The sequence below is a fragment of the Paraburkholderia sp. Ac-20342 genome, from assembly GCF_017104985.1.
Lineage (GTDB): Bacteria > Pseudomonadota > Gammaproteobacteria > Burkholderiales > Burkholderiaceae > Paraburkholderia.
The window spans coordinates 26,923-39,332 of sequence record NZ_JAAGPQ010000037.1; the positions used below are offsets into that span (position 1 = coordinate 26,923).

At 66.0% G+C, this 12,410-nt stretch carries 13 protein-coding genes; 4 read left to right on the forward strand and 9 right to left on the reverse strand.

Going from position 1 to position 12,410, the window contains the following annotated elements; translation table 11 throughout:
* Positions 1–219: 219 nt before the first annotated feature.
* Positions 220–540, reverse strand: a complete 321-nt coding sequence (locus G3N58_RS17220; RefSeq protein ID WP_167046442.1) for an EthD family reductase — start codon at positions 538–540, stop codon at positions 220–222.
* Between the two features lie 87 nt (positions 541–627).
* On the reverse strand, positions 628–1,569 hold the full coding sequence (locus G3N58_RS17225) for a DUF2520 domain-containing protein (RefSeq protein ID WP_205988428.1): 942 nt from the start codon (positions 1,567–1,569) through the stop codon (positions 628–630).
* 293 nt (positions 1,570–1,862) lie between these two features.
* Between G3N58_RS17225 and G3N58_RS17230 the strand changes: the two genes are divergently transcribed.
* The 3 genes from G3N58_RS17230 to G3N58_RS17240 all read left to right on the forward strand — a co-directional run bounded on the left by G3N58_RS17230 (position 1,863) and on the right by G3N58_RS17240 (position 3,852).
* Complete coding sequence (locus G3N58_RS17230) at positions 1,863–2,024, forward strand: hypothetical protein (protein ID WP_167046448.1); 162 nt, start codon at positions 1,863–1,865, stop codon at positions 2,022–2,024.
* Between the two features lie 383 nt (positions 2,025–2,407).
* Entirely contained in the window at positions 2,408–2,701 is a 294-nt protein-coding gene (locus tag G3N58_RS17235; protein ID WP_167046451.1) for a hypothetical protein, read from the forward strand.
* A 185-nt stretch (positions 2,702–2,886) separates the two neighbouring features.
* Positions 2,887–3,852, forward strand: a complete 966-nt coding sequence (locus G3N58_RS17240) for a threo-3-hydroxy-L-aspartate ammonia-lyase (RefSeq protein WP_167281601.1) — start codon at positions 2,887–2,889, stop codon at positions 3,850–3,852.
* 102 nt (positions 3,853–3,954) lie between these two features.
* On the opposite strand, the gene G3N58_RS17245 is transcribed toward G3N58_RS17240, so the two are convergent.
* Positions 3,955–4,635, reverse strand: coding sequence for a LysE family transporter (locus tag G3N58_RS17245; protein WP_167046457.1), 681 nt, complete (start codon positions 4,633–4,635; stop codon positions 3,955–3,957).
* A gap of 76 nt (positions 4,636–4,711) precedes the next feature.
* Positions 4,712–6,280, reverse strand: coding sequence for a UbiD family decarboxylase (locus tag G3N58_RS17250; protein ID WP_167046459.1), 1,569 nt, complete (start codon positions 6,278–6,280; stop codon positions 4,712–4,714).
* A 630-nt stretch (positions 6,281–6,910) separates the two neighbouring features.
* Here G3N58_RS17250 and G3N58_RS17255 point away from each other — a divergent pair.
* Positions 6,911–8,095, forward strand: coding sequence for a lytic transglycosylase domain-containing protein (locus G3N58_RS17255; RefSeq protein ID WP_205999713.1), 1,185 nt, complete (start codon positions 6,911–6,913; stop codon positions 8,093–8,095).
* A 146-nt stretch (positions 8,096–8,241) separates the two neighbouring features.
* On the opposite strand, the gene G3N58_RS17260 is transcribed toward G3N58_RS17255, so the two are convergent.
* From G3N58_RS17260 to G3N58_RS17280, 5 genes are all read right to left on the reverse strand, one after another.
* Positions 8,242–9,438 carry a pyridoxal phosphate-dependent aminotransferase gene (locus G3N58_RS17260; protein WP_205999714.1) on the reverse strand — a complete coding sequence of 399 codons (1,197 nt, stop codon included), beginning with the start codon at positions 9,436–9,438 and terminating at the stop codon, positions 8,242–8,244.
* Positions 9,439–9,611: 173 nt separating this feature from the next.
* Positions 9,612–10,046, reverse strand: coding sequence for a transcription antitermination factor NusB (nusB, locus tag G3N58_RS17265; RefSeq protein ID WP_205999715.1), 435 nt, complete (start codon positions 10,044–10,046; stop codon positions 9,612–9,614).
* A complete protein-coding gene (gene ribH / locus G3N58_RS17270; protein ID WP_167046470.1) occupies positions 10,043–10,552 on the reverse strand; it encodes a 6,7-dimethyl-8-ribityllumazine synthase in 510 nt (169 codons plus the stop codon). Before ribH ends, nusB begins: the two co-directional genes overlap by 4 nt.
* A 41-nt stretch (positions 10,553–10,593) precedes the next feature.
* Positions 10,594–11,727 carry a bifunctional 3,4-dihydroxy-2-butanone-4-phosphate synthase/GTP cyclohydrolase II gene (gene ribBA / locus G3N58_RS17275; protein ID WP_167046472.1) on the reverse strand — a complete coding sequence of 378 codons (1,134 nt, stop codon included), beginning with the start codon at positions 11,725–11,727 and terminating at the stop codon, positions 10,594–10,596.
* Positions 11,728–11,874: 147 nt separating this feature from the next.
* The gene (locus G3N58_RS17280) at positions 11,875–12,381 is read right to left on the reverse strand and encodes a substrate-binding domain-containing protein (protein ID WP_205999716.1); all 507 of its coding nucleotides are present in this window, start codon (positions 12,379–12,381) and stop codon (positions 11,875–11,877) included.
* Positions 12,382–12,410 lie beyond the last annotated feature (29 nt).

The window sequence follows — 12,410 nt, forward strand, 5'->3', positions numbered from 1 at the left end:
CGGCCGCCGACCGGCCGCGGGCTACCGGCGTCGCCCGATCGGAGCGCGCCGGCGGTTGATCTGGAATTGCACGCGTCTTTCTTGCGAAACGGCGCGTCGTACAGCGTTTGTTGCGAATGGCCGCGCGAGCCGGGCATGTGGTGCGTCGCGCGATGTTGCCCTGCGTCACGCGGAGGCGGCCTCATTGCGCGCCGCCGCTTCCCCGCTGTCTGCGCGACATCACACGGAAACCCGCACCTCGCTGATCAGGATCGTGCCGTTGCCGCCGTCGGTGTAGTTGGGGATGTCCGCCAGCAACGGCTCGGACGCGGGCTTGAATACGTTATAGAAGTCCTCCGCGCTGTCGAACAGGAAGTGACCGGCCGCCACGTACGGCGGCGGCGTTCCGGGCGGCCCGGCGTTGAGGCCCGCGTCGACCGACCAGCCTTTGAGCGCCGCCCCGAACAGCTTCGCCGCGAGCGGCATGTGCGTGGCGCAGTAATAGTCCATGTCGAAGCGGCCGTTTTCCCGATACGGGTAGAGGATGCTGACCTTGATCATTGTGCGTTCTCGTCTGTTGATCCCGAAGCGCGGCACCCGTGCGCCGCTGCTTCGCGCCGTGCCTGCCGGCCGTCACATTATCACGGCTTACTTGACGCTTGCACCTGCCGCGGCCCGATTTAGCGAGCGGCTCAGCGATTCTTCCACAGCTTCGGAGATCGCTTCAATCGTGGCGGGCGGGCTCGTGCGGCGTTGCGCGAGGGCGACCGCGCGACGCGTCAGCAGGCCGTAAAGCGCGGCGTGGTCGCCGCCGAGCCCTTCGAACAGCGCGAGCTGTTTCTGCACGACGCCGGTGTCGCCGCGCGATACCGGGCCCGCGAGCGCGTTGGGCAAACCCTTGTCGCGCGCGGTCTCGATCGTGCCGGCGAGCATCGGCAGCAGCGCGCGCAGCGCGTCGTCTTCGGCGAAACCGAGCGTGCGCCACAGCGCGACGCATTCGGCGAGGCTGCATAGCGCGAAGCTCGCCGCATAGTGCGCCGCGCCGTGATAGAGCATGCGGCTGCCTGGCGGAATCGACAGCGGATGGCAGCGCAACGCGACGGCGAGGGCGGTCAGCGTGTCCTTGAGCGTGCCGTCGGCCTCGATCGTCACCGAGCAGCCCGCGATCCGGTCGAGGTCGGCGGGCTCGCCGCCGAACAGGTAGAGTGGGTGAAAGCCGCCGATCGCCGCGCCCTGGTCGCGTGCCGGCGCGAGCAGTTCCACCGGCGACGCGCCGCTGCAATGCACGAGCGCCTTGCCGTGGCGGCTCGCGGCGTCGGGGGCGGCGGCGAAGCGGAGTGTGTGCGCTGTCGTACCGATGCTGTCATCGGGAACGGCTAAAAAAACGATATCGGCGGCGTCGACGACCTGCTGCGGATCGTCGGATGCCGCGCAATGCTCGATCTGCGCGGCGAGCCGGCGCGCGGAATCGGCCGAGCGGCTCGCCACTGCGCTAACCGGGTAGCCGGCGCGTGAAAAGCTCAGCGCGAGGCAGCGCGCGAGCCGCCCCGCGCCGATGAAGCCGATGCGCGGCAAGGAAGACTGGGACATGGTCGCGTGCTCCTGACGGATCGTTTGAACGGGAAAACAGCAGTATCGCCGATCCGCCAGCCGGGGCGCGATCCGGCCCCTTCGCGTTTCGGCGGCTCAGTTGGCGCGCCATATGGCGGGCGCGGCCCTTCATCGGGCGGCGCCGCGCTCGCAGGTCCGAAAACTGCTCAGAATGGGGCTCGAGTGGGCTCCTCGCGTCGAGGAGCCGGATGAGCGGTTCACGAGCCGGTTTGGCCGTTGCTGTTTCGTACTTCTTTCGTACTTTGTTTGCAGTCAGATTCGGGAGAGTCGGAATGAATATTTTTGCTTACCGAAAACACTTGCGGTTCCTGACGCGCGCGCAACGCCGTCGCTGGTGGGATCAGAAAAAGCGCCTGACGCCGCGCGTGCGGATCAGCGGCGCCTACGTTCCGCCGAACGTGTCCCGCGAATTCGTGTACGTGAAGGTCGGCTAGGCGCGCGACCCGCGCAGGTGAGAAAATGCCCGCCTGATGGATCGGCCGGGCATTTTTTATGGGCAATTTTTTCCGCTGTCAGGATTGAAGCGAATTTGTAATCAAAGATTACTGAAACGTGAATTCAGGATTGCCGCCGCGGCCGCCTATCCGGGGCGCAGCCGCCTGGCCCCGTCCAACTTCTTGATTTTTAGCCTGTTTTGTCCGTCTCGCGAGGGCCTTCGCGCGTGCGTTTGCGGGTGTCGTCAGCACCGTTCGCGCCGCCAATTGCAATTTGCAACAAATGCGAACAGATAGACTGGGGCTTTTTCGATACATTGGTTTTAAAGCATGCGAGGCATGCGCAGTCGGCGACCTTGGCAGGCCGCGCTAGGAGAAGAAAAGTGAAAAAGATCGTTCCGTTTGTCGTTGCAGCCGCACTCGGCCTGGGACTTGCCGGGGCCGCCGAAGCGCACGTTTCCGTCGGTATCGGCATTGGGGTGCCGATCGCGCCGGCGTATCCCGTGTATGCGGCTCCCCCGCCGGTCTATTACGCGCCGCCGCCCCCGCCGGTGTATGCGCCGGTCGTCGTCGCCCCGCCGCCGGTGGTCGTGGGCGGCTACTACGGGTACGGCCGCCCGTACTATCGTCACGGCTACTACCGTGGTTACTACGGTCACGGCTACTATCGCCGCTAATCGCACGAGGCAGTCAGGATATCGACGGCGTAACGCCGGCCTCGGGCCGGGTTGCGCCGTTTTATTGCCGCGTTGGCTTGCGCTTTCGCGCCTGCTCTGGCGCTCGCGTCGGCGGAGCACCGTTCCAAAGCATCGACGAAGCTGGGAAAATGGCTGTTTCGCCACCGCTCTGGAGAATCTCGCCGATGCAAGCGCTTCCCGCTCCCACTTTCGATGATGTCCTCGACGCCGCCGCGCGTCTCGAAGGCGTCGCGCACCGTACCCCTGTTCTGACGTCGAGCACGTTCGACGAGCTCACGGGCGCGTCCGTGTTCTTCAAGTGCGAAAACTTCCAGCGTATGGGCGCGTTCAAGTTTCGCGGCGCCTATAACGCGATCTCTCATTTCGACGCGGAGCAGCGCAAGGCGGGCGTATTGACATTTTCGTCGGGCAATCACGCGCAGGCCATCGCGCTGTCGGCGCGCCTCGCGGGCATCCGCGCGACGATCGTGATGCCGCACGATGCGCCCGAGGCCAAGGTCGCCGCGACGAAGGGCTACGGCGGCGAAGTGATCACCTATGACCGCTACAAGGAAAACCGCGAGGAGATCAGCCGGCGGCTCGCCGAAGAACGCGGCATGACGCTGATTCCGCCGTACGATCATCCGCACGTGATCGCTGGGCAGGGCACGGCGGTGAAAGAGCTGATCGACGAGACCGGGCCGCTCGACATGCTGTTCGTGTGTCTTGGCGGCGGCGGGCTGATCGGCGGCAGCGCCTTGTCGGCGGCGGCGCTGAGCCCGGCCTGCACGGTGATCGGCGTGGAGCCGGAAGCCGGTAATGACGGCCAGCAATCGCTCGCGCGCGGCGAGATCGTGCATATCGACACGCCGCGCACGATTGCCGACGGCGCCGCCTCCACGCATCTCGGCGATTACACGTTCGCGATCATCCGCAAGCTCGTCGCGCGGATCGAAACGGTCAGCGACGCGCAGCTGATCGAGACGATGCGCTTTTTCGCGCAGCGCATGAAGATCGTCGTCGAGCCGACCGGTTGCCTCGCGGCGGCGGCGGTCATGAACGGCATCGTGCCGGTGAAGGGCAAGCGCGTCGGCGTGGTGGTGAGCGGCGGCAATGTCGATCTGCCGAAGCTCGCGCAGTATCTCGCGTAGGCTATCTCGCATAAGCGCCGCGCCAGGGCGCGGTGAAACCTGAAACGGCGCGCAAGCCGAACCGGCCTCGCGAGCCGTTTTTTTATCTGCCTGAGGGACGCTTCAGCTTGCCACGTGCGCGGCGCCTTGCACGATCAGATCGTGATATCCGTTGACGATCACGTTGTACGAGAAATACGCGAACAGCAGCGCCGACAACACATGGCACGCGCGCAGCAAGCCCGCGCCGGCGCGCTTGCGCCCGTGGCTGCCGAGCCCGCAGATAAAGAGCGTCCAGCACAGCCCGCCGAGAAAGAAGCCGGCAAGAAAGACGAATGCGGTCTGCGGGCTCGTTGCGCCGGCCTTTGCGATCAGCGCGCCGCCGACCGCGGCGAACCACAGGATCGCCGACGGCGACGATACCGCGAGCAGCACGCCGCGCAGAAAACCGCGCCACGCCGACAGATGCGGCGCACGGGCGTCGCCTTCGCCGGCGACGGCGGGGGCGGTGGCCGGAAACATGGCTTCACGCGCCATCTTCCACGTGAGAAACAGCAGGATCGCCGCGCCGCCGATCCACACGACCCAGCGCACCGACTCGAATTGCAGCAGCGCGGCCATGCCGGCGAGCGCGAGCGCCGCGTAAATGAGGTCGCCGACGCAGGAGCCGAGGCCGAGCCAGAAGCCCGGCCGGAAACCGTGCGACAGCGTCAGCGAAATGATCGCGACGTTGACGAGACCGATGTCGAGACACAGCGACAGCGACAGAAAAAATCCGTCCGACATCATTGAGAAGGCGTGCATCCGGGCGACCGCTCCATCCATTCCGTTGTTTGTTGTGCGAGGCGCGGCCCGGAGGCCCAACCCAGAGTGGCTCGGCTCAGAGGCCCAACTCGCTCCACAGGTTGTCGATGCGCTGTTTGACCGCGTCGTTCATGACGATCGGGCGGCCCCATTCGCGGTCGGTTTCGCCAGGCCATTTGTTGGTCGCGTCGAGCCCCATCTTCGAGCCGAGCCCCGCCACCGGCGACGCGAAATCGAGGTAGTCGATCGGCGTGCGATCGACGAGCACCGTATCGCGCGTCGGGTCGACACGCGTCGTGATTGCCCAGATCACTTCCTTCCAGTCGCGGATATTGACGTCTTCGTCGACGACCACGATGAACTTCGTATACATGAACTGTCGCAGGAAGCTCCACACACCGAACATCACGCGCTTCGCGTGGCCCGGATAGCTCTTCTTCATCTGCACGATCGCCATGCGGTAGCTGCAGCCCTCGGGCGGCAGATAGAAGTCGGTGATTTCGGTGAACTGCTTTTGCAGCAGCGGCACGAACACCTCGTTCAGCGCGACGCCGAGCACCGCCGGTTCATCCGGTGGTTTGCCGGTGTAGGTCGAGTGATAGATCGCGTCGCGGCGCATCGTGATGCGCTCGACCGTGAAGACCGGAAACCACTCCTGCTCGTTGTAATAGCCGGTGTGGTCGCCATACGGGCCTTCGAGCGCATGTTCGTACATGGCCGAGGCACCCTTCGACGGACGCGGCGGCGCGCCTGCCGGAGCGGGCGAGGGCGTGCCCTCCTGCGGATAGATGAAGCCTTCGAGCACGATCTCGGCGCGCGCGGGGACCTGCAAACCATCGACGCCGGGCGTGAGGCACTGCGCGAGTTCGGTGCGTCCGCCGCGCAATAGCCCGGCGAACTGGTATTCGGACAGCGTGTCCGGCACCGGCGTGACCGCGCCGAGCACCGTCGCGGGGTCCGCGCCGAGCACCACGGCCACCGGATATGGCTGGCCCGGATTGCGCAGCGCGAACTCGCGAAAATCGAGTGCGCCGCCGCGATGCGCGAGCCAGCGCATGATGACTTTGTTACGGCCGATCAGCTGCTGGCGATAGATGCCTAAGTTTTGTCGGCTCTTGTTCGGGCCTTTCGTGACGGTCAGACCCCACGTAATCAGCGGGCCGGCGTCGCCGGGCCAGCAGGTCTGGATCGGCAGGCGGGCGAGATCGACGTCGTGGCCTTCCCAGACGATCTCCTGGCAGGGCGGCGCGCTGACCGTTTTCGGCGCCATGTCCCACACGGCCTTCGCGAGCGAGAGCAGCTTGCCCGCATCCTTGAGCCCCTTGGGCGGCTCCGGCTCCTTCAGCGCGGACAGCAGACGGCCGACATCGCGCAGCGACTCGAGCGCCGCGGTGTCGCCGTCGCCGGACTGCGCATCGATTCCCATGCCGAGCGCGACGCGGCGCGGCGTGCCGAACAGATTGCCGAGCACCGGAAACGCATGCCGTTCGGTGTTCTCGAACAGCAGGGCGGGGCCGCCGGCGCGCAGCACGCGGTCGCACAGTTCGGTCATTTCGAGGTTCGGCGACACCTTTTGCGAGATTCGGCGCAGTTCACCGATCGTTTCGAGGCGGCCGATGAAATCGCGCAGGTCTTTGTATTTCATCTGTGACGGTTCAGGGGCCGCGCGAGCGGCAAGTATGCAAGGTAAATAACGGCACAGGGGGCGGCAGCCGGCGGTAAAAACCGGCGGCGTGCCGGGTTGCCCCGGCCAAAGCGATTGTCGATTTTACCTGCGTTGGCCGGCGCACGTAGATCAGCCAGATGGCCTGGCCGAAACGGCCAGGGTGAGATATCCCAAAACGCGTATTCCACGCGGTTCCCAGCCCTCTCAGGGCGGTTCATAATTACAAATAGTTATAATTTTTGAATTCTATAGTGTTGACGATCTATAAAACCGTGCATAGAATCCGTCCACATTGGTTGAGGGGCATTAACCTTTTTACCGCTGCCCCCGGTTCCTTGAGACGCAACGCGTCACCGTTTCCGCTCCCCGCAGGGTACGAACGGCCTTATGAAGTCCTCGCCAGCGTCGATGAACGCTGGTTTTTCGCGTGGGAGCCTGGCCTGCATGCAGGCTTTTTTTGAGATGGCTCCCCACCAACGGTATTTGCCGTTTTCCCGACGTCGCTGCTGCCCAACCAGACAGTGCACGCGATGTCCTGACTCTGCGAACACGTAGCACCGCCTGTTCCCTCCGGCGGCGTTCGCGGATCATGCAAGATGGGAGATCTGAATGAACGCCTGGTTATCGTGGCGTCCCGATGAGCGCATTGCACAGGTTGTACGTGGTGCGCTGCGTCGCGGGACGCGACTGAGTCATCACCTGTTCAGCATTGTCGGCGGCCTTGCCGTGGTGCTGGCTCTCGCACTGTGGCTGATGCCGACCTGGCGCGGCGTGCTCGCCGCGCGGCTGATGCCGGTTATTTCCGCTGCCGTCCAGGCAGGCCCCGCGCGCCTGCTGCAGGGCAATCCGCTGCCGTCGATCGGCTCGCCGGCAACTGCCGGCGCGTCCGCCGACGAGACGCTGTCGGCCAACTCGCCGGGCAATGGCGACGCCGCGAACGACGGCAGCACGACGCTGACCGCCAGCAATACAAGCTTCGACAGTGCTTTCGACGGTCCCAGCTCCAACAGCATGGGCGTCGCGACGCTGAACGGGCTCGACCCGCGCACGATGCAAAGCGTCAGCGCACTGGCCCGCCTGATTCCCTCGCAACGCGTGTCCGCCGACGCGCGCGACGACCGCGTGCTCGTTTCGGGCCGCGAGCAGGATCTGGTCGCGTCGTATCTGGCGCGGCGTTATCGCGTCGCTCAGGAGCCCGTCAGCGAGCTCGTGAAAGCCGCGTTCGACACCGGCCGCGAAGTGGGCCTCGATCCGCTGCTGCTGCTCTCGGTGATGGCGATCGAATCGGGCTTCAACCCGTACGCCGAAAGCGGCGTCGGCGCCCAAGGCCTGATGCAGGTGATGTCCAAGGTGCATTCGGACAAATTCCAGTACTTCGGCGGCGAGGGCGCGGCGCTCGAACCGCTCGCGAACATCAAGGTCGGCGCGCTGGTGCTGAAGGATTGCATCGCGCGCGGCGGTTCGCTGGCGGGCGGCCTGCGCCTTTACGTCGGCTCGACCAGCCAGGACGATGGCGGCTACGGCGCCAAGGTGATGGCCGAGCGCGGCCGTCTGCGCGACGTCGCCCGCGGCCGCAAGGTGCCGATCAATGCGCCGCAGGCGCCGGTCCTGACCGCTTCGGCCAATCCGGCGGCGGCTGCCGCCGGCGCCAACGGCGGCAGCGGCAAGCGCGTGCAGGTGACGCTGCAAACCGGTCACGCGCTGACGCCGACGACGCCGGCCGTGCACACGCAACCGGCCGAACAGGACGATGCGACGCGCCATGTGGCGTCGGCGTCTGAAATGGGGGCTTGAGTTCGGCGCTGTCGAGACTCGTGCTTCGGTTGGCCGGCAAGCTCCGGCTGACACAAAAAAAGGACACCCGTGAGGTGTCCTTTTTTGCGTCTGGGCATCCAGTCGAACCGGGTCGTGGTCGTGTGACGCTAACCCGGAGCCCGAACTCAGGACCGCCCGAACAGCTTCGCGAGCCGCTCGACCGCTTCTTCGAGCTTCGGATAAGCGGTCGCATACGACAGCCGGATGGACTCCCTCGGCGCATGCGTGCCGAAATCCATACCCGGTACCAGCACGACGCCGGCATCGTGCAGCATTGCCTTCGTGAGCGCGGCGCTGTCGCCGGCGGCCGGATGCGCGACGCCGCGGCAATCGGCGTAGACGTAGAACGCGCCGTCGGGCATCACCGGCACCGAGAAGCCGAGCGATTCGAGCGCCGGCGCGATGAAGTCGCGGCGCCGCTTGAATTCGAGACGCCGCGCCTCGTAGATCGCGAGCGTTTGCGGCTCGAAGCAGGCGAGCGCCGCATGCTGCGCGAGCGCCGACGCGCAGATGAACAGGTTCTGCGCGAGTTTTTCGAACGCGCCGACCATCCCGGGCGGCACGACGAGCCAGCCGAGGCGCCAGCCGGTCATGTTGAAGTACTTCGAGAAACTGTTGACGGTGATGACGTCTTCGCCGAACGACAGCGCCGACACCGGCTGCGCGTCATAGCTCAGGCCCTGGTAGATCTCGTCGACGATCGTAAAGCCGCCGCGCGTGCGTACGGCCTTGACGATGCGCTCCAGCTCGGCCGGTTCGATCGACGTGCCGGTCGGGTTCGACGGCGAAGCGAGCAGCACGCCGCGCGTGCGTTCGCCCCACAGGCGCTCGACGTCGGCGGCGGTGAGCTGGAAGCGCGCGGCCGGCCCGCTCGGCACCATCACCGGCTTGCCTTCGGCGGCGATCACGAAATGGCGGTTGCACGGATAGCACGGGTCCGGCATCAGCACTTCGTCGTCGCGATCGACGAGCGCCGCGCACGCGAGCAGCAGCGCGGCGGACGCGCCGGCCGTGACGACGATGCGCGCCGGATCGACGTCGATGCCGTAGAACCCGGCGTAATGCGCCGAGATCGCCTCGCGCAGCGCGTGCAGGCCGAGCGCGCTCGTGTACTGCGTGACGCCGCGGCGCAGCGCATTCGCGGCCGCCTCGATGACCGGCTCGGGCGCGGTGAAATCGGGCTCGCCGATGCCCATGTGGATGATGTCGCGCCCCGCGCGTTCGAGCAGCGCGGCCTCCTTGGCCAGCTCCATCACGTAGAAAGGCTGGATGGCGTCGACGCGCGCGGCAAGCCGCACGAGGGGTTCGGTCACGGAGTTCATACGGTCAGATCCGGTTCAGGAACAGAAACAGAAGCAGAACGCCGCTTCGCCCAGCCGATGATGCGCTCATCGAGGGGCGAAGCGGCGTCCGGGCGGGCGATCGAGATTCTTCGCCCTGGGCAGTGAGGCGCGGCAGGGGCCCGCTGCATGGCATGGCCCCGCGTGCGCCGCGCTCAGCTCTTGCGAGCCGCCTGCGTTTCGGTGGCGCGCAGTTGCGCCGACAGCTTGTCGAGCACGCCGTTCACGTACTTGTAGCCGTCCGAGCCGCCGAACGTCTTGGTCAGCTCGACCGCTTCGTTGATGACCACGCGGTACGGAATGTCGACATGATTCTTCAGTTCGAACGCGGCGACCAGCAGCACCGCGCGCTCGACCGGCGAGAGCTGTTCGATCGGGCGATCGAGGCACGGAGCGATCGCGGCGGAGAGCGTCTCGGAGTCGCGCATCACGCCATGCAGGAGCGCGTCGAGATGTTCGTGGTCGGCCTTGTCGTAACCTTGCGCGCCGCGCAGCTGCGCGTCGATCTCACCGCCGGGCGAGCCCGACAGCAGCCACTGGTAAAGCCCCTGCGTGGCCAGTTCGCGGGAGCGTCGGCGTGCGCTCCTCATGCCTCTTCCTCGTCGTCTTCGTCTTCTTCCTCGTCGTCGCCGCCGAGCTGTTCCAGCGCGACCGCGAGATTGGCCATTTCCACGGCCACGCGAGCGGCGTCGCGACCCTTCTCGGTCATGCGCGCGACAGCCTGCTCGTCGTTCTCGGTGGTCAGCACCGCGTTCGCGACGGGGATGCCGAAGTCGAGGCCGATGCGCGTGATGCCCGCGCCGCTCTCGTTCGAGACGAGTTCGAAGTGGTACGTCTCGCCGCGAATCACCGCGCCGAGCGCGATCAGCGCGTCGAATTGCGCGCTTTCGGCGAGCTTTTGCAGCGCCAGCGGGATTTCCAGCGCACCCGGCACCGTGACGAGCAGCACGTCTTCGCCGGTCACGCCGAGGCGTTCGAGTTCTTCGATGCAGGAGTCCGCGAGGCCGTTGCAGACGGGTTCGTTAAAGCGCGCCTGGACGATGCCGATGCGCAGTCCGTCGCCGTCGAGATTCGGTTGGTATTGTCCGATTTCCATGTGAATTCCGTAGTTGATGAGTGGGCGCGTGGAGGGCGCGATCAGCCTTGCGGGGCCTGCGTTTTGCTGCCGGGCATCGGCACGAAGCCCGTGACTTCGAGACCGTAACCCGACATGCTGCCGAGCTTGCGGGGATTCGACAGCACCTGCATCCTGCCGACGCCGAGTTCGCGCAGAATCTGCGCGCCGACGCCGTAGGTCTTGAAATCGACCGGCCGGCGCTTGAGCGCGTCGGCTTTTTCCTTCGAGTCGAACGCCTTGAATACGTCGATCAGATGGTCTTTCGAGTCGCCGCAATTGAGCAGCACGATCACGCCGAGGTCGCGCTCGGCGATCTCTTTCATGGCCGCGTCGAGCGTCCACGAATGGGTCGATTCGCCGACTTCGAGCAGATCGAGCACCGACAGCGGCTCGTGCACGCGCACCGGCGTGTCGTGCTCGGGGCTCGGCGTGCCGCGCACGAGCGCGAGATGCGGCTGGCCGCTCGGCTGGTCCAGATACATGACCGCGCGGAACGCGCCGTGCGCCGTTTGCATGGTGCGCTCGCAGATGCGCTCGACGATCGATTCGGTGCGGCTGCGGTAGTGGATCAGATCCGCAATCGTGCCGACCTTCAGGTTGTGTTCTTTAGCGAATTCCAGCAGGTCCGGCAGGCGTGCCATCGTGCCGTCGTCCTTGATGATTTCGCAGATCACCGCCGCCGGCGCGAGACCCGCGAGCGCCGTGAGGTCGCAGCCGGCTTCGGTATGGCCGGCGCGCACCAGCACGCCGCCGGGCTGGGCCATGATCGGGAACACGTGGCCCGGCTGCACGATGTGCTCGGCTTTCGCTTCCGGCGCGACCGCGGTGGCGATCGTGCGGGCGCGGTCGGCCGCCGAAATGCCGGTGGTCACGCCTTCGGCCGCCTCGATGCTGACCGTGAACGCGGTGCCGTACTGCGTGCCGTTGCGATACGTCATGAGCGGCAGGTTCAGCTGCTTGCAGCGCTCCTGGGTCAGCGTCAGGCAGATCAGGCCACGGCCGTAGCGGGCCATGAAATTGATCGCTTCCGGGGTGACAAACTCGGCGGCGAGCACGAGATCGCCCTCGTTTTCGCGGTCTTCTTCGTCGACGAGAATCACCATCCGGCCGGCTTTCAGTTCGGCGATGATCTCTTGGGTGGAGGCGAGCGTCATGTTGGGGGAGACTTTTTCGGGAAAGCGCGTATTTTACGCCACGCGCGTGGCCAAGTCGCCTCCGCCGGACGACATAGGCCGATTAGTCGACTGGCAGCGGGTCGGCCCGCGCTGGGCCTTTCCTGATGACTGGATTACACGGGCTGTCTACTTTCTGGCCGACTTCGTTCGCACCGGGGCGGGGGCGTCATGGGGGCCGCAACTCGGACGCGCTTCGAACCAGGTCGGGAGATTCACGGTCTCGGGCTCGCCCGGCGTTTCGAGGTGCGCAAGCAGGATCTGCGCGGCTTTGGCGCCAAGCAGCGAAGCGTCGCGCATCACGGTTGCGATGGCGGGCTGATGGAACCGGCTCAGCGGAACGTCGTCGCAGCTGACGAGCGACAGATCGGTGCCGAGCTGCAAGCCGAGCCGATGAACCGACTCCAGCGCCCCTTCGAGCAACTGGTTGCCGCCGAGCACGATGGCGCTCGGCGGACGTTTGGCCGAGAGCATGTCATCGAGCGCCACTTTGCCGTGTTCTGGCGACAGCGTTCCGTGATGCACGATCAGGTCGCGCTTCACGCCGAAGCTGTCGAAGGCCGCTTCCATGGCGCGAATTCTCTCCCGCGTCGGCCGTACGTCGCGCCCCACCACGAGGCCGATGCGCGGCGGCACGCGGATGTCGGCTGTGCAAATGCAAGAGC